This is a genomic window from Aeromonas jandaei (assembly GCF_037890695.1).
GTDB lineage: Bacteria > Pseudomonadota > Gammaproteobacteria > Enterobacterales > Aeromonadaceae > Aeromonas > Aeromonas jandaei.
On the sequence record NZ_CP149571.1, the window covers coordinates 2192528 to 2208178 of the forward strand.

Consider the following 15651-nt stretch of genomic DNA (forward strand, 5'->3'; position numbering starts at 1 on the left):
CGGAGGCGTTGCTGGCGGGAATAAGGGGGTTGGCGGGGGAAAATAGCGATTGCATTTTTAGTCATAAAAATGACTAAGTTAAATGGTTTGCCTGGTCAGTGCCACGTCACGGAGGGCGATAGTGGCGGGTGCCGATTTGAAATCAGTCACATTTTCAGCAAAAAGCGCAATGGCAAAACATGCGGGGCGGCCAAAAGGTGGCGGTCATAACCGCATCACATACAGCAGATCAGGGGGATCGCCAGCGCAGTGAAGGAGAGCAACCGCAAAGCGTTAAAACGAAGAGCAACGCGCTAAACAATCAGCATGACAGAGTAAAAACAAAGGAGCCCGCAGGCTCCTTTATCGTTTTATCCGCGCGGCTGGCTTATTGCGCCATCTCCTCGCTGGTGCGCAGCGGAATGCGGAACACCGTCAGGCGCAGGAAGAGGTAGATGGCACCGAGCGCAGCCCAGATCAGACCCAACTCGAAGGAGGAGGGCTCAAGGTTGAGCCACAGCACCCCGATGCAGGCGGCGCCACAGAGCGGCAGCAGTAGATAGATCAGATGATCCTTGAGGCTCTTGTTGCGACCGAGCTTCACATAGAAGTGGGCAATCACCGCCAGATTGACGAAGGTGAAGGCCACCAGCGCGCCAAAGTTGATCAGGGCTAGCGCCATCTCCAGATCGAACGAAACTGCGGAGAGGGCGAGCAGGCCGACCAGCAGCACATTGCAGGCCGGGGTCTGCCACTTCGGATGCACATAGGAGAAGAAGCGGCTCGGCAGGGCGCGATCCCGTCCCATCACGTAGAGCAGGCGCGATACGCCGGCGTGGGAGGCGAGCCCGGAGGCGAGTACCGCTACTGTGGTGCAGACCAGCACGACCGCCTGGAACAGCTTGCCACCGACATAGAGGGCGATCTCCGGCAGCACCGCATCCGGATGCTGGAAGCGGGAGATGTCCGGGAAGAAGAGCTGCAGGAAGTAGGAGGTGGTGACAAACAGCACACCGCCGATCAGCGCCGTCAGCACGATGGCGCGCGGGATCACCCGATCCGCATCCGGCGTCTCTTCCGACAGGGTGCTGATGGCATCAAAGCCGAGAAACGACAGACAGAGGATCGAGGCCCCCATCAGCAGCGGCGAGATGTTGATCTGCTCGGAGAAGAAGGGACGGCTGCTGGCCACGGTGCCCAGCCCCTCGCCATTGTGCACGCCCCAGGCGATCAGGCCGATAAAGACGGCGATGATGCTGAACTGCATGATGACGATGACGCTGTTGAAGTTGGCCACCAGTTTGATGCCGCGCAGGTTGAGGGCGGTCATCACCGCCGCCAGACCGAAGATATAGGTCCAGGGCTCTACGTTCGGGAAGAGCGCCTGCAGATAGATCTTGGCCAGCAGCATGTTGATCATCGGCATGAACATATAGTCGAGCAGGGAGGTCCAGCCCACCATAAAGCCGACATAGGGGTGGAACACCTTCTGGGCATAGGTATAGGCGGAGCCTGCCGACGGGAACTTGCGCACCAGATGGCCGTAGCTCAGGGCGGTGAACAGCATGCCGATGAGGGCAAAGAGGTAGGCGGTAGGGACATGGCCTTCGGTGATCTCGGTAACGATGCCGAAGGTGTCGAACACTGCCATGGGGGTGAGGTAGGCAAGACCCATGACCACGACCTGCCACAGTTTCAGGGTCTTTTTCAGACCAACCGGTTGGGCGTTCATCATGCCTGTTCCTCACGCGGTGCCGGGGCGGCACACTCCATCAACGAAACCGGGAAAGAGGCCCGGGAATCAAGGGCGCCGGGGTGGCGCGCACCGGCCAGAGCCGGTCGGAAAGCATTGAGATGCCCCATGTTGTTCCTCACTGAATGTGGTGTCGGGAGATTGCTGCCAATCTCGCTATCTTTTCCGGGGGTGATCCGGCCTCGTTTATGGGTTTGTTCACTGTACAAAAAAGGACCGGCGAGATGTGGTAATACCGGTCCTTGCAGTGGCGGCGCATTGTGCATTTGCAGGGCCCCCTTGACAAGAAAAAAAGGGGGCAAAACTGCATTTTTTTGCACAGGTTAGCGGTTACTTTCCTGCTGGTCAGGCCAGCGCGGCCTCCAGTGATTTTTCAAGGATTTGCATCCCTTCGTCAATCACTGCCGCCGGGGCGGTCAGCGGGGCGAGAAAACGGATGACATTTGCGCGCACCCCGCATGAGAGCAGGACCAGACCGCGTTTGCCCGCCTCGGCCACCAGACGTTTGGTGAGGTCGGGATCGGGCTGGTCGGCATTGCGCTGTTTCACCAGCTCCATGGCCACCATGGCACCGGGCCCGCGAATTTGACCTATGCAGTCAAAACGCTCGGCTATGCGTTGCAGCCCCGCCTTGATCTGCTCACCCTGATCCAGTGCTTTCTGGTTGAGTTTTTCCTCTTCGATCACCTGCAATACCGCCAGCGCGGCGGCGCAGGCGATGGGGGAACCGGCATAGGTGCCGCCAAGGCCGCCCGGCTTGGCCGCGTTCATGATCTCTGCCTTGCCCACCACGGCGGAGAGGGGGAAGCCGCCCGCCAGACTCTTGGCCAACGTCATGATGTCCGGCTCGATGCCGGCATACTCGGTGGCGAAGGTCTTGCCGGTGCGACAGAAGCCGCTCTGGATCTCGTCGCAGATGAGCAGAATGCCGTGCTGGTCGCAGATGCTGCGCAGCTTTTGCATAAAGCTCGGCGAGGCGGGATAGAAGCCCCCTTCGCCCTGTACCGGCTCGATGATGATGGCGGCAACGCGGGAGGGCTCGATATCGGCGCTGAAGCAGAGGTCGAGGGCGTGCAGGGCATCCTCTTCACTCACCCCCAGATAATCGGCGGGGAAGGGGATGTGGTAGACCTCGCCCGGGAAGGGGCCAAAGCCGGTCTTGTAGGGCACCACCTTGCCGGTGAGCGCCATCCCCATCATGGTGCGGCCGTGAAAGCCCCCCTTGAAGGCGATGGTGCCGCTGCGACCGGTGTGGGCACGGGCGATCTTGATGGCGTTCTCGACCGCCTCGGCGCCGGTGGAGAGAAACAGGGTGCGCTTCGGGGTCGGGCCGGGCACCAGGGCGTTGAGTTTTTCGGCAAGCTCGATATAGCCTGGGTAAGGGGTGACCTGAAAGCAGGTGTGGCTGAATTTTTCCAGCTGCTCGCGTACCGCTGCCACCACTTTCGGATGGTTGTGGCCGGTGTTGAGCACGGCGATGCCGGAGGCAAAGTCAATGTAGCGGTTGCCCTCCACATCCCACAGCTCGGCATTCTGCGCACGGTCGATAAAGACCGGCAGCAGGGTGCCAACGCCGTTGACCACGGCCGCTTCGCGGCGCGCTTGCCACGCCTTGTTTGATTCTGACTGACTCATCTTTCCTCCCTGAGGGGCCCTGGCCCCGAAATTCCCTGACTGAATTGGTGGCGGGCGGCAAACCGCCCGTGCTCGCCGAGCAGCCCATCAGACTGCTCGGCTCTATCTGCCTCTATCTATCAAAACGATGGGTTGCAGCAAAAAGGCATCTGTAAATGCGATGCCTTTTGTTGCTATTGCTCTAGCGAATGGCGCCAAAGCAGAGGTATTTGGTCTCCAGATACTCCTCCAGCCCCTCGGCTGCCCCCTCCCGACCCAGACCCGACTCCTTGATGCCGCCAAAGGGGGCCAATTCGGTTGAGATGATCCCCTCGTTGATACCTACCATGCCGTATTCAAGCTGCTCGGCGACGCGCCACACCCGGGCGATGTCGCGGCCATAGAAGTAGGCGGCCAGACCATAGGGGGTATCGTTGGCCAGCGCGATGGCCTCGGCTTCGCTCTCGAAGCGCACCAGCGGCGCGACCGGGCCGAAGATCTCCTCCTGCAGGATGGGGTTGTCCCTGGCGACCTTGCCGAGAATGGTGGGGCGGTAGAAGAGGGGGCCGGCGGGGTGGGGCTCGCCACCCAGCAGTACTTCGGCACCGGCGGCAACAGATTGTTGCACCAGCTCGGCGACCTTGCTGGCGGCGGCCGGATTGATGAGCGGACCGATCTGGGTGCCTTCACTCATGCCATCTCCCACCTTGAAGGCGGCGACGGCGGCAGTCAGCTTCTCGGCGAAGGCGTCATAGACGCTGGCCTGCACCAGAATGCGGTTGGCGCAGACGCAGGTCTGCCCGGCATTGCGGTATTTGGAGGCGAGCGCCCCGGCCACGGCGGCGTCGAGGTCGGCGTCGTCAAAGACGATAAAGGGGGCGTTGCCGCCCAGCTCCAGCGAGAGGCGCTTCATGGTGTCGGCGCACTGGCGCATCAGCAGCTTGCCGATGCGGGTCGAGCCGGTGAAGGAGAGCTTGCGCACAGTCGGGTTGTTGCACAGCTCGTTGCCCACCGCGCTCGGCTGGTGGCTGGTGACGATATTGATGACCCCGGCGGGGATGCCCGCCTGCTCGGCCAGTACCGCCAGCGCCAGTGCGCAGAGCGGTGTTTCGGCGGCCGGCTTGATGACAATGGTGCAACCGGCGGCCAGCGCCGGGCCCGCCTTGCGGGTGATCATGGCAATCGGGAAGTTCCACGGGGTGATGGCGGCGACGACCCCGACCGGCTGCTTGATGGTGGCCAGCCGGCGATCGCCGCTAAAGCCCGGGATGGTGCGGCCATAGGCGCGCTTGCCCTCTTCGGCGAACCACTGGATGAAGCTGGCGCCGTAGGTCACTTCCCCTTTGGCTTCCGCCAGCGGCTTGCCCTGCTCGCAGGTCATGATGCGGGCCAGTTCATCGCTGTGGGCGGTGATGGCGGCAAACCAGGCGTAGAGCTTGTTGCTGCGCTCCTTGGCGGTGAGGGCTGCCCAGGCGGGTTGTGCCGCGTGGGCGGCCGCGATGGCGCGTCGGGTATCCTCTTCATTCATGTCGGGCACCTGAGTGATCACGGCACCGGTAGCCGGATTGGTGACCTCGAAGGTGCGGCCGCTGGCGGCCTCGCACCACTGACCATCTATATAGGCGCGGGATTTGATCAAGCTTTGATTGGAGCTGGTAGCGGACATGGCAAGCCTCAATGGTGAAACCTGGCAGCAAGGTGGCGATGATGCGGCTCATCCTGTGGTGCTGCCGTATAAAATAATAAGCACAGGGAGACCATAAATTGAGCTGAAATGTTTTTCAAGTGTTAAATATATTTGAATTGTTGGTGTGCTGCGTGCTAGAAAATGGGCTGTGTAGCGCAGTTTACCCCGATCCGGTGGCTTGGTGTGATGGTTGGGGTGTGCAAAATAATTAACGATGTGTGTGTAGCATCGCAAACAGCCAGGGATGGTGCTGGTCCGCTATTTTAACCAGAGGGAAGAGGGAGATGACCCATGTTGCGGGAGTGCAGGCTGAAGATGAGAGGGGGCCTGCCATGAGCGGGCCACAGAGCAGTGAGTGCGAGGCTCGTCTGCAGCTGGTGCCGCAGAGTGGTGCCCGTACCATGGGCGAGCGGTTGGCGGCAGTGCGCCATCAGCTGGGGCTCTCCCAGCGGCGGGCTGCGGAGCTGAGCGGCCTGACCCACGGTGCCATCTGCATGATAGAGCAGGACAAGGTGAGCCCCTCGGTGGCGTCGTTGCAAAAGCTGCTCACCGTCTATGGCCTGCCGCTGTCGCGCTTTTTCGCCGAGGAGGAGAGCCGCACCTGCAGCGTGGTGATCAAGGCTGAACAGCTTATCGAGCTGGGCAGTCAGGGGGTCTCGATGAAGTTGGTGCACAATGGCAACAACCGCCGCCAGCTCGGCTTTATGCTGGAGACCTATCCCCCCGGCACCGACACCGGCGGGCAGGTCAAGCATCAGGGGGAGGAGGTCGGCACTGTGCTGGAGGGGTCGGTGACCCTGACGGTGGCAGGCCAGAGCTATCAACTCGAAGCGGGCGACAGCTATGTGATCGACACCGGCGAGCCCCACAGTTTCAGCAATCCGTCGGGGCAGACCTGCCGCATCGTCAGTGCCCACACCCCGGCGAGCTTTTAATCCTGACAGTAGTTTGGCAACAGAACCGGTAAGGAAACAGGGATCATGACCGAACATGTAAACAGTTACTACGCAGCCAGCGCCAATAAACACGCGCCCTACCCGACATTGACTGAGCAGCTGGAGTGCGATGTCTGCGTCATCGGGGCGGGTTATACCGGCCTCTCCAGCGCCCTGCATCTGGTAGAGAAGGGCTACAAGGTGGTGGTACTGGAGGCCGCACGAGTCGGCTTTGGCGCCAGCGGCCGCAACGGCGGCCAGATCGTCAACTCCTACAGCCGCGACATTGACACCATAGAAGCGAACTGCCCGCCGGATCAGGCCAGGCTGCTCGGTTCCATGCTGTTTGAGGGGGGGCAGATCATCCGTGAGCGGATCAAGCACTATAACATCCAGTGCGATCTGCAGGAGGGGGGCGTCTTTGCCGCCGAGACCGAGAAGCAGTTCCACGAGCTCAAGGCGCAGAAGGCGCGCTGGGAGAAGTGGGGCAATGAGCAGCTGGAGCTGCTCGATGCCAAGGGGGTGCGCGAGGTGGTGGCGAGCGATCGCTATGTCGGCGCCCTGCTCGACAAGAGCGGCGGCCATATTCACCCCCTCAATCTGGCGCTGGGGGAGGCGGAAGCGATCCGCATCCAGGGGGGGCAGATTTTCGAGCAGTCCGCCGTCACCAGCATCACTCCGGGTCAGCCGGCGCTGGTCAAGACCGCCAAAGGAGCGGTGAAGGCACGCTTTATCGTGGTGGCCGGCAACGCCTACCTCGGCAATCTGGTGCCGGAACTGGCCAGCAAGAGCATGCCTTGCGGCACCCAGGTGATCGCCACCGAAGTGCTGGGAGAGGAGCGGGCCCGTTCACTCTTGCCGCAGAACTACTGTCTGGAGGATTGCAACTACCTGCTCGACTACTACCGTACCTCCGGCGATCACCGGTTGATCTATGGCGGCGGCGTGGTCTATGGCGCGCGGGATCCGGAAGATATCGAGCGGCTGATCATCCCCAAGATGCTCAAGACCTTCCCGCAGCTGGCTGACGTCAAGGTGGAGTACACCTGAACCGGCAACTTCCTGCTCACCCTGTCGCGCCTGCCGCAGTTTGGCCGCATCGGCCCCAACATCTACTACATGCAGGGCTACAGCGGCCATGGGGTCACCTGTACCCATCTGGCGGGCAAGCTGCTCTCCGAAGTGCTGAGCGGTCAGGCGGAGCGCTTCGATGCGTTTGCCAAACTGCCGCACTACCCCTTCCCGGGTGGCCGGTTGTTCCGCATCCCCTTCACCGCCGCCGGCGCCGCCTGGTACACCCTGCGCGATCGGCTGGGGGTATAAACCCGTTCAGCCCGTTGTCAGGGCTGAGCGACGCAAACAACAAGGCCACCGCGAGGGTGGCCTTGTTTTTAACCGAAGCGGGCAGCTGCAATTAGCTGTAATAGGCTTCGACGGTGCCCTTGAGCTTGATCAGGATGGGCTGGCCGCGGCGATCCAGCGCCTTGGGGGAGGGGATCTTCACCCAGCCTTCGCTGATGCAGTACTCTTCGACGTCGGTGCGCTCTTTGCCGTTCAGGCGAATACCGATCGGATGCTCGAAGCAGGCCGCCACATAGTGGGGGCTGCGGGGATTGCAGGAGAGGTGATCCGGCAGTGCCGGCTTGGTGCTGGTATCGCTCATGGCTATGACCCGAAATGGATATAAAGTGGGGCATTGTAGAGAATGGCGTCATGGCATTCAAGGTAACGCCTGCCCGCCCTGCCGCAGCATGTCAGCAATCAGCCACTGTTTTTGACTTCAGATGCCCCGCTGCCAATGCATGATGATCTCGGCGTGGCCGCTATGCTCGCATATTCTCTGCTCCCCCTCGTGAAAGCCGTTGCGGGTGTAAAAGCGTCGCGCCTGCTCATTCTCGGCGTAGACGGTGAGCTCAAGTTGCTCATGCCGTGACTTGAGGTGGTCGAGCAGCTGGCGACCCAGCCCCTGTGATTGCAAGCTCGGGGCGATGAAGAGGGCGGCAACAGAGCCCTGATGCCAGGAGATAAACCCCGCCAGCAGCCCTTGGTCGTCATAAACCCAGCTCTCGCTGGCGGGCAGATAGATATCCCGCATCGCTGCACGCTGCGCATGCCAGAAGTCGGCGGGAATAAAGCCGTGGGCCTTGACCGAGGCCTGATACCAGAGCTCGACTGCGGCATCGAGATCGGATTCTGATAATGGGCGGATCATAAGTCCCTCAATCGTTGAAGGTGGAAAATAGGCGAGGGGCTACGGCTATTCGCCAAGTCCCGTCACGGTATAGTGTCTCTCGACATTGACCGTGATATCCCCCCAGCGGGAGGCTTTGACCCGGGCCTGATGGGCGGCAAAGGCGGCCGGATCGCGAAAGGTCTCGCAGACCTCGAAGCGGCATGGATTGAGTCTGCTTTGCATCACCTCGAACTGCTGGCAGCCATGTTCCTGTCGGGTCAGCTGGATATGGTTATCAAGCTCCCCCATGACGGCTGGTAAATCGGAGGCAGGCACAATGATATAACCGGTTAGCACAACCATATTTATCTCTTTGGTGGGCAACATTGTTAGATGTATTGTCGAAGCAAGGTCAGATGTTTTTATTTGCTGTGAACTCACCCAACCTCTTTTTATATTTTAAATATCTGGCCAGCACAAAATAAATGGAATCCATAAAGACAGGGGCTACATGGTGGTTACCGCTATCTGCTGGAGTTTTTGTTGGTGCGGACTGGACTGACGAATAAAATAGCCAATGCACTCTTCATCGCTCTCATCGAGACAGATTAACAACTGATCTTCCGATGGCGAAAATTTCAGATAGTAGACATAGTCGGTATCCTCATTCTGCGACATATCAAAGCAATCTTTGCCGCCATTCTCATTGAGAATATGCTCTTCCAGCTTGTAAAATCCGGAAGCGGATGGCTCGCGTTCAATAATATAGGATGATTCGATCTGCTGCTGGTTTGCCGAGGTATAGAGACGGCCATCCGCCCTGAAGTCGTACTCTTCATAACAGCTGGTATCGGCAAAATTGAGGCGCCATACCCCGATAACCGGATGAGCATCACTGTTAATGGTCTGGCCTGCATGGAGATTCATGCTGAAGAGAATGGAGAATATAGCCGCAGTCTTGTTCATCTGGTCATCCCTGATATCCATGCGCTGTTATTGAGCCTGGCTTGCCAACGTAGCGTTTATCCAGTTACCGCACTGTTGGCTGCCGTTATCCAGCTTCCATTCTTCAGCTGCCATTCGTTACCGTGCGGCTTGCGGGGCCAGCATTGACCGGAAACACCCCTATGGCTCTGCTGCAAAGCCCTTATTGTGCGCGTTCGCACGATGAAAAGTTATCAAAAATTATCAAAAATCTTTAAAACCAGCGGCCTGTCACATTGCGCAAAGTCAGGGCTGGCGCAGCTGGCGGCGCTCATCGGTCATATTGGCGATTAATGTGGTGTTTTCTTTTATATTTTATAATCCAAATCCCCTTGCTGAATATCGCAATGTCCCATTATCTTTGTCTGGCCGCAGCAGGTCATGACAAGCGACCAACATCAATACCGATGGGTATGTTATCGCTTATTTCTGTCTCCTCCGTGCAAAATCAACATAGACGCAGAAGCTGGAGTTTTTATGAACTGGTATTTTCGTGCAATTCAGAAATTTGCTGATTTCAAAGGACGGGCCTCGCGCAAAGAATATTGGATGTTTGTACTTATCAACACCGTTATTTGTGTCATTCTCTCGCTGCTGACCAAACAGCTGGATTATGGCTACAAACTGATGGGCGTATATGGTCTCTTTATTATTGTGCCCTGCTGGGCATTGAGTGTGCGTCGTCTGCACGATATTGACCGCAATGGCTGGTTTTTGTTGCTGGGATTAATCCCGATTATCGGCCCGCTGATGGTGCTCTTTTTCAAGGCCAAGCGTGGCAACCCATATGCCAACCGTTATGGTGCCGCACCGCTTTAAGCCGTGCATCCTGAAGCCTGATATGCATCGCTCCCGTGTAGCCTGGGGCTGGACTAAATGGAAAGAGTCCGGCCTCTTTTTATATCAAGCCGTTTGATATGCCTATTGATATAAATGCCGGCTCATCCGGATACAGATCTGGCCGGATGGCCTTTTTTATGCCACATCAATAAGTCGATAACCGACCAGCGCTTGCGCATTGTGCCGGTTATCGAGCTCTCATTACTTTCCGCCTACTGCATTGCCCCATCCACTGCACCGGGGCGACTCCCCTTATATCCCGTCCATGTTCACTTGCTGCCCGCATCCAGCGGGAAGGAGAACAGATCCCGGCGGTAGGTCTCGACCACCAGACTGAACGGCGTGCCATCTTCACGGGAGAGCAGGGCACGGTGCTGCAATACCTGCTCGGGGATGGCCAATGGCGCCTTGCTGGTGGTGATGGCGGGCATCTTCATCTCCCAGCCAGCCGGCAGGGGTGACCAGAGCAGGGTCGAAGAGAGGGTTTTGCGGCTGAAGTTGAGCGCCTTGACCGCGAGCCCGAACGGGGTGTCGCTGCTGTCGAGCAGCTGGTTCATCTCCGGAGTGAGGCGGCTTTTGACATACCAGTTGTCCGCTTCCGAGAAGATATGATCACCGCAAGTTAGCTGCACCCGACGATAGCCCACCGGCTCATCGGCGCTGATCTTGAACAGCTCGCGGGTGGCGGCATCGGCTGGTTTGCGTGTTGTCTGGTCACGCAGGGCGCGAATGCGCGGTTCGCCCGCCATCTTGTGGTCGGCGCACCAGTTTTGCAGGGTGACGGTAGCACTCGGGTTGCTCAGCAAGGTGGCGTTGAGGGTTTGCAGCAGGGCCTGTGCCTTGAGACGGGTCATGGGGCCATCTTGCCAGCCATCGGGGGCCTTCTCTTGCGCCTGTACGGCGCCGTGGCAGAGCAGGGCGGCCAGCAATAGCATTCGGATCTTCATGTTTTCATTACCTTTCCCGATTTTTTGTGACCGGATTGTAACATCGAGGGACATGAATGCGACCAATATGTGGTCTGATGAGCAAAGGGTTGCGGGCCGCTAAAGGGCCCGCAACGCAGAGGTTTTGCAGGGAGGCTGGCCGGAGGTCAGGGCAAGTCCAGGGTAAAACGGGCACCGCCAAGAGGAGATTCATCCACCCGGATCTGGCCGCCGTAGCTGTGGACGATTTCGGTCACTACCGCCAGACCGATGCCCTGACCCGGGGAGCTGTCGGCGCGCACGCCGCGCTGGAAGATCTGTTCGGATTTGGCCTCGTCGATGCCGGGGCCATCATCTTCCACCTCGATGCGCAGGCGCTCGAGATGGCGACGGAGGGTCACCCGCACCTCGCTGATGGCAAACTTGCAGGCGTTGTCGAGCAGGTTGCCCATTAACTCCATCAAGTCCCCCTGCTCGCCGTGGAACAGGGCATCATCATCGAATGTGAAGTGGGTTTGCAGCTTCTTGTGACGGTAGACCTTGGTCAGACTGGCGAGCAGCTTCTCGATGAGTGGCACCGGCTCGGTTCCCTTGCTGGCAAGGCGCTGGCGGCCGGTGACGGCGCGTCTGAGCTGGTACTGGATCATCTGATCCATGGTGAGGATCTGCTCGTTGATGTTGTCATGGATCTCCCGGCCCAGATCCAGCTCGCGGGTGGTCATCTGGATCAGCGCCTGCCGGGTTTTCAGGCTGTGGGCGAGATCGTTCAAGGCGTGCTGGTAGCGCTGGGTTTGTTGCCGTTCGTTCTCCAGCAGCTGGTTGACCGACTCGGTGAGCGGGGTGAGCTCCTGCTCGAAGTCGCTGGAGAGAGAGTCCAACTTGCCGGAGCGAATGTCATCGATCTGGCGGGCAATGGTGCGCAGGGAGCCGAGGCTCCAGTAGGTGGTGAGCAGCAGCAGGCTGGCCAGCAGCATGTAGGCGAGCACCGCTTGACGGGCGATATGGCCGAGATAGGCGAGGGATTCGGCGTGGTAGCGTTTGGCCGAATCGATCATCACTACGTAGTATGCAGTAGTGCCGTTGCCGGGATTGCGGATAAAACGCAGGCTGTAGACGAAGTAGCTCTCGCCGTTCTTGATGGTGTGCTTCTTGAAGAAGTAGTCGAGATCCATCCCCCCCAGATACTGCATCAGGTCGCCACAGATACTCTCCTTGGCCTTGATCACTTCCGGCATGTGCAGGCTCGACCAGATACGCTCGCCATCGGCGCGGCAAATCAGGGTATCGAGGTCGGCATCCCCGGCATTGCGGGAGATGTGGCTGAGATCGGTAGGGCCGCCATGGCTCGGCTCGGTCGAGGAGAAGAGTTTGGCCAGGTTCTCCTGCATCCGGGCGCTCGCTTTCTGGGTCTGCTCCTCGACATGGCCGAGGTAGAGGGCATAGACGGCAAAGCCCATGCTGAGGGCGATGACCAGCAGGGAGCTGAGCAGCAGCTTGATATGCAGCGAGCGGCGCAGCACCCGCACCATCCGCAGTAGCGGGCAGAATCGCATCAGTTGCACGACAGGTTGAAGATGTAACCCTGACGGCGGATGGTGGAGATGGGTTGAATCGTCCCCTCCGGATCCAGTTTCTTGCGCAGGCGACTCACCATGACCTCGATGGTGTTGGGATCCCCTTCGCCATCGCCGTAGAGCTGGTCGAGCAGCTGCTGCTTGGAGACCACCTGACGGGCGTTGCGCATCAGGTACTCCAGAATGAGGTATTCGAAGCTGGTGAGCACGGCCACTTCACCGGCGATGGTCAGCTCCTTGCGGGAGAGATCGAGCTCGTAGTCACCCGCTTTCACTCGCGGCGAGATAAAGCCGGCACTGCGGCGCACCAGCGCGTTGAGACGCGCCAGCAGCTCATCCTTCTGAAACGGTTTGACCAGATAGTCATCGGCACCTGCTTCCAGTCCTTCCACCTTGTCCTGCCAGTTGCCACGGGCGGTGAGGACGATGATGGGAAAGGGGATCTGCTTTTCGCGCAGTTCGCGGATCAGTTGCAGGCCATCCATATCAGGCAGACCCAGATCGATGATGGCCACGTCGATGGGGTAATCCGTTGCATAGTGCTGCGCAATCCCTGCCTGATCGGTGCTGTAGACCTGATTGTCTGCTTCGGTCAGCAGAGAGGAGAGGTGGTGATTGAGCAGCTTGTCGTCTTCGACCAGGAGAATTTTCATGGTGTGTGCGGCGGTCATAGGGATCCAAGCAGTCAATTAGAAGATGTTCGCTATGCGGAGTCAATCCGTATCCTAATGCCTCCCGCCTGTATCGGGACTGAATCACCCGGGCTTCAGAGTTTCCTCCGATTGGTCGTCTATCCCGAGCATGTTGTTATCGATGGCCATCGCATCGGCATTTGCTGACTGGCCATGCTGCAAAGGGTGTGGTGATGAGAGAGATGGCCATCAGGTGGCGATGCCACCTGCAGGAGCGGGAGCGTAGCGACCTTCTCTATCTGGTCTGGCTCTGCTGGGGTGCGGCACTGCTGCTCTATGTGCTGGGGTCGGATGCCTATTTATGGCCAGTGGCGCCCATGCCGCTGGTTCTGCTTGTCTGGTTGGGGGAGAGATTCGGAATGTTTGGACGAAAAGCCAAGAGCGAGGGCTCAGTGCCGGAAAAGGCAACGGTGATCGCCGCAGGTGCCCGCTTCAAGGGGGAGTTGCAGCTTGAGGGGGATCTGGAGGTGCGTGGAGTGCTGGTCGGCACCATAGTGCTGAGCGACGGGATCCTGCGCATCATGGCGGGTGGTCGTGTCGAGGGAGAGGTGAAGGCTCCCCATGTCATCATCAATGGCTTGCTGGATGGTACCTGCTCTGCCGCCGAAGTCGAAATACTCGAGAGTGGCCGCATGCAGGGGACGTTCAAGGGCGGCAGCCTCTCCATCAGCAAGGGAGGCAACTTTATCGGTCACTCTCGTCCGGATGAGAGCTCTGCCAGCTCTCCCGCACCGGTACCAGCCAATCAGGAGCTAGAGAGCGTGCCCGTCGAGGGGAAAGGAAATGTGAAGGCACTGGCCAAAGAGGGGCGTGGCAAAGGCAGCGAGCAGTTGGCCAGGCAGGCGTGATGGATGCCGGATAGCAAGAGGGGGCCATGGTGGCCCCCTCTTTTGTCTGTCTGCAACGCCTTAGCTGCGGCGTGGCGGCAGCATATTGGTCAGGGTGTTGTCCTTGAGCACATGGTGATGGAAGAGGGCGGCCACAGTGTGCAGGGCGATCAGGGCATAACCCAGGTTGCCCAGAGTCTCATGCACATCCTTGATAAACCCTTTGGCGTCAGGGCTCGGCGATATCAGCGCAGGCAACTCAAACCCGAAGAAGGGGATGGGCTTGCCGGCGGCGCTCAGCAGCAGCCAGCCACACAGCGGGGTCAGAATGAGGAAGCCGTAGAGGGCGATATGGGCCAGCTTGGCCAGCTTGTGCATCAGGGGGGAGAGCTCGGGCACGATACGCGGCGTCGGGCTCATCCAGCGCAGGGCCAGTCTGACAAAGACCAGTGCGAAGATCAGCAGCCCCAGCATGAAGTGCCACTCCTTCATCAGGTCCCGACCCGGGTCTCCTTTGGGAAAAATGTCGCGAAATTCGATCAGGGCATAGACGGCGATCATGGCCCACAGGGTGAGCCAGTGCAGCCCGAGACTCAGGGTGCCGTAGCGTTGTTCACTGTTCATCAGCATGGTTGGTTTCCTTCAGTCAAAGAGTCACATCCGTGTGGCATCTCCCGATGAGCGAAACGATCGGAGGAGGCCAGTTCCATTGGCGACGCCTGCCGGATGCACACAGGTGCAGGCCGGAGCGCCCGTTAGAGGAAAATCGTCTGTATTTTCCGCATGATACTGCCATGGAGATGGTATCACTGCCGGCTCGTTGAGGAGCTGATCAATACCACACAATTTACAGGTTAATTAAACCGTGAGCAGTGTGAAGCGCCCGTGAAAAGATTGGCCTGACCCTGATGGTCAGGCCGGTTCGATGGCAATGACCAGGCAGGCGGGTTCGCTGATCCGGAAACGGACGTTGCAGTTGAACAGCCGCACGCCGTACTCCTTCTCGTCCGGCTTGCCCTTCTTGTAGGCAGGGCGTGGATCCTGTGCCAGCACTTCGCTCACCAGCTGGCGCAGTTCGGGGTAGCGCTGGCTCCATGTTTGCAGCTGCAACTCTGCGTCCGTGCTGAAGCTCACCGTCAGCGGCGGGGTCGGGGCATCGGGGGCAAAGCCGCCACGGGCCTCCGGCAAGCTGTCGGCATAGGGAATATAGGGTTTGATATCGACGATGGGAGTGCCATCGAGCAGGTCGACGGCCCCCAGCTCCAGCCAGAGTTTACCGCGCTCGCGACCCACCCCGTGCAGCTCGACCACCGAGAGGCCGAGCGGATTGGGGCGAAAGGTGGAACGGGTAGCAAAGACCCCGACCCGCTCGTTGCCGCCCAGGCGCGGCGGGCGAACCGTCGGATTCCACCCCTGCTCCATGGTCTGGTGAAAGACGAAGCTGAGCCACAGATGGGAGAACTGCTCGATGCCGCGTAGCACGTCCGGCTGATCGTAGGGGGGGCGCAGCTCGAGGCGGGCACGGGCCGATTTGACCAGGCCGGGCTGGCGCGGAATGGCGAACTTCTCCTTGTAGGGAGAGCGGATAATTCCGAGGGTGTCGATTTCGAACTTCATGGCGGATCCTGGCTGAAAACCCTGGCAATTTAGCACATGCGGCCCCAAAA

Annotated in this window: 15 protein-coding genes and 1 pseudogene; 4 read left to right on the top strand and 12 right to left on the bottom strand. The window is 59.3% G+C overall.

Annotated features, from left to right (window positions below; all coding sequences use genetic code 11):
• Positions 1 to 367: 367 nt before the first annotated feature.
• From WE862_RS10585 to WE862_RS10595, 3 genes are all read right to left on the bottom strand, one after another.
• Positions 368 to 1711 carry an APC family permease gene (locus WE862_RS10585; RefSeq protein WP_041208437.1) on the bottom strand — a complete coding sequence of 448 codons (1344 nt, stop codon included), beginning with the start codon at positions 1709 to 1711 and terminating at the stop codon, positions 368 to 370.
• Between the two features lie 366 nt (positions 1712 to 2077).
• Positions 2078 to 3367: a 4-aminobutyrate--2-oxoglutarate transaminase gene (gene gabT, locus WE862_RS10590; RefSeq protein WP_042033089.1), complete on the bottom strand. Its 1290-nt coding sequence runs from the start codon at positions 3365 to 3367 to the stop codon at positions 2078 to 2080.
• Positions 3368 to 3548: 181 nt separating this feature from the next.
• Entirely contained in the window at positions 3549 to 5012 is a 1464-nt protein-coding gene (locus tag WE862_RS10595; RefSeq protein WP_164537424.1) for an NAD-dependent succinate-semialdehyde dehydrogenase, read from the bottom strand.
• A 353-nt stretch (positions 5013 to 5365) separates the two neighbouring features.
• On the opposite strand from WE862_RS10595, the gene puuR reads away from it, so the two are divergent.
• Positions 5366 to 5968 carry an HTH-type transcriptional regulator PuuR gene (gene puuR, locus WE862_RS10600; protein ID WP_042030579.1) on the top strand — a complete coding sequence of 201 codons (603 nt, stop codon included), beginning with the start codon at positions 5366 to 5368 and terminating at the stop codon, positions 5966 to 5968.
• A gap of 45 nt (positions 5969 to 6013) precedes the next feature.
• Positions 6014 to 7291: pseudogene (locus tag WE862_RS10605) on the top strand (NAD(P)/FAD-dependent oxidoreductase).
• A gap of 91 nt (positions 7292 to 7382) precedes the next feature.
• Here the strand turns inward: WE862_RS10605 and WE862_RS10610 are convergent.
• From WE862_RS10610 to WE862_RS10625, 4 genes are all read right to left on the bottom strand, one after another.
• Entirely contained in the window at positions 7383 to 7631 is a 249-nt protein-coding gene (locus tag WE862_RS10610) for a DUF3297 family protein (RefSeq protein ID WP_005347440.1), read from the bottom strand.
• A gap of 117 nt (positions 7632 to 7748) precedes the next feature.
• Complete coding sequence (locus WE862_RS10615; protein WP_339058743.1) at positions 7749 to 8180, bottom strand: N-acetyltransferase; 432 nt, start codon at positions 8178 to 8180, stop codon at positions 7749 to 7751.
• Between the two features lie 45 nt (positions 8181 to 8225).
• Positions 8226 to 8504 (bottom strand): putative quinol monooxygenase, encoded by a 279-nt coding sequence (locus tag WE862_RS10620; RefSeq protein WP_225628263.1) that lies wholly within the window; start codon positions 8502 to 8504, stop codon positions 8226 to 8228.
• Positions 8505 to 8648: 144 nt separating this feature from the next.
• Positions 8649 to 9107, bottom strand: a complete 459-nt coding sequence (locus WE862_RS10625; protein WP_042030570.1) for a hypothetical protein — start codon at positions 9105 to 9107, stop codon at positions 8649 to 8651.
• A gap of 495 nt (positions 9108 to 9602) precedes the next feature.
• Between WE862_RS10625 and WE862_RS10630 the strand changes: the two genes are divergently transcribed.
• Positions 9603 to 9944: a DUF805 domain-containing protein gene (locus tag WE862_RS10630; protein ID WP_042030568.1), complete on the top strand. Its 342-nt coding sequence runs from the start codon at positions 9603 to 9605 to the stop codon at positions 9942 to 9944.
• 290 nt (positions 9945 to 10234) lie between these two features.
• On the opposite strand, the gene WE862_RS10635 is transcribed toward WE862_RS10630, so the two are convergent.
• The 3 genes from WE862_RS10635 to WE862_RS10645 all read right to left on the bottom strand — a co-directional run bounded on the left by WE862_RS10635 (position 10235) and on the right by WE862_RS10645 (position 13118).
• Positions 10235 to 10912, bottom strand: a complete 678-nt coding sequence (locus tag WE862_RS10635; protein WP_042030567.1) for a hypothetical protein — start codon at positions 10910 to 10912, stop codon at positions 10235 to 10237.
• 146 nt (positions 10913 to 11058) lie between these two features.
• Complete coding sequence (locus WE862_RS10640; protein WP_042030565.1) at positions 11059 to 12444, bottom strand: ATP-binding protein; 1386 nt, start codon at positions 12442 to 12444, stop codon at positions 11059 to 11061.
• On the bottom strand, positions 12444 to 13118 hold the full coding sequence (locus tag WE862_RS10645) for a response regulator (protein ID WP_033113361.1): 675 nt from the start codon (positions 13116 to 13118) through the stop codon (positions 12444 to 12446). Before WE862_RS10645 ends, WE862_RS10640 begins: the two co-directional genes overlap by 1 nt.
• Before the next feature lie 212 nt (positions 13119 to 13330).
• Here WE862_RS10645 and WE862_RS10650 point away from each other — a divergent pair, with 212 nt between their 5' ends.
• The gene (locus tag WE862_RS10650; RefSeq protein ID WP_042030563.1) at positions 13331 to 14005 is read left to right on the top strand and encodes a bactofilin family protein; all 675 of its coding nucleotides are present in this window, start codon (positions 13331 to 13333) and stop codon (positions 14003 to 14005) included.
• A gap of 60 nt (positions 14006 to 14065) precedes the next feature.
• Here WE862_RS10650 and WE862_RS10655 read toward each other — a convergent pair whose 3' ends face one another.
• The gene (locus WE862_RS10655; protein ID WP_042030562.1) at positions 14066 to 14614 is read right to left on the bottom strand and encodes a cytochrome b; all 549 of its coding nucleotides are present in this window, start codon (positions 14612 to 14614) and stop codon (positions 14066 to 14068) included.
• Positions 14615 to 14896: 282 nt separating this feature from the next.
• The gene (tsaA, locus tag WE862_RS10660) at positions 14897 to 15601 is read right to left on the bottom strand and encodes a tRNA (N6-threonylcarbamoyladenosine(37)-N6)-methyltransferase TrmO (RefSeq protein WP_042030561.1); all 705 of its coding nucleotides are present in this window, start codon (positions 15599 to 15601) and stop codon (positions 14897 to 14899) included.
• Between the last annotated feature and the right edge of the window lie 50 nt (positions 15602 to 15651).

Excerpts from the sequence above, each read along its gene's own strand:
- WE862_RS10630 (WP_042030568.1), top strand. The coding sequence starts at position 9,603 with ATGAACTGGTATTTTCGTGCAATTCAGAAATTTGCTGATTTCAAAGGA.
- WE862_RS10655 (WP_042030562.1), bottom strand. The coding sequence starts at position 14,614 with ATGCTGATGAACAGTGAACAACGCTACGGCACCCTGAGTCTCGGGCTG.
- WE862_RS10610 (WP_005347440.1), bottom strand. The coding sequence starts at position 7,631 with ATGAGCGATACCAGCACCAAGCCGGCACTGCCGGATCACCTCTCCTGC.
- WE862_RS10635 (WP_042030567.1), bottom strand. The coding sequence starts at position 10,912 with ATGAAGATCCGAATGCTATTGCTGGCCGCCCTGCTCTGCCACGGCGCC.
- WE862_RS10620 (WP_225628263.1), bottom strand. The coding sequence starts at position 8,504 with ATGGTTGTGCTAACCGGTTATATCATTGTGCCTGCCTCCGATTTACCA.
- WE862_RS10595 (WP_164537424.1), bottom strand. The coding sequence starts at position 5,012 with ATGTCCGCTACCAGCTCCAATCAAAGCTTGATCAAATCCCGCGCCTAT.
- tsaA (WP_042030561.1), bottom strand. The coding sequence starts at position 15,601 with ATGAAGTTCGAAATCGACACCCTCGGAATTATCCGCTCTCCCTACAAG.
- WE862_RS10645 (WP_033113361.1), bottom strand. The coding sequence starts at position 13,118 with ATGAAAATTCTCCTGGTCGAAGACGACAAGCTGCTCAATCACCACCTC.
- gabT (WP_042033089.1), bottom strand. The coding sequence starts at position 3,367 with ATGAGTCAGTCAGAATCAAACAAGGCGTGGCAAGCGCGCCGCGAAGCG.
- WE862_RS10585 (WP_041208437.1), bottom strand. The coding sequence starts at position 1,711 with ATGAACGCCCAACCGGTTGGTCTGAAAAAGACCCTGAAACTGTGGCAG.
- WE862_RS10615 (WP_339058743.1), bottom strand. The coding sequence starts at position 8,180 with ATGATCCGCCCATTATCAGAATCCGATCTCGATGCCGCAGTCGAGCTC.
- WE862_RS10625 (WP_042030570.1), bottom strand. The coding sequence starts at position 9,107 with ATGAACAAGACTGCGGCTATATTCTCCATTCTCTTCAGCATGAATCTC.
- WE862_RS10640 (WP_042030565.1), bottom strand. The coding sequence starts at position 12,444 with ATGCGATTCTGCCCGCTACTGCGGATGGTGCGGGTGCTGCGCCGCTCG.
- WE862_RS10650 (WP_042030563.1), top strand. The coding sequence starts at position 13,331 with ATGAGAGAGATGGCCATCAGGTGGCGATGCCACCTGCAGGAGCGGGAG.
- puuR (WP_042030579.1), top strand. The coding sequence starts at position 5,366 with ATGAGCGGGCCACAGAGCAGTGAGTGCGAGGCTCGTCTGCAGCTGGTG.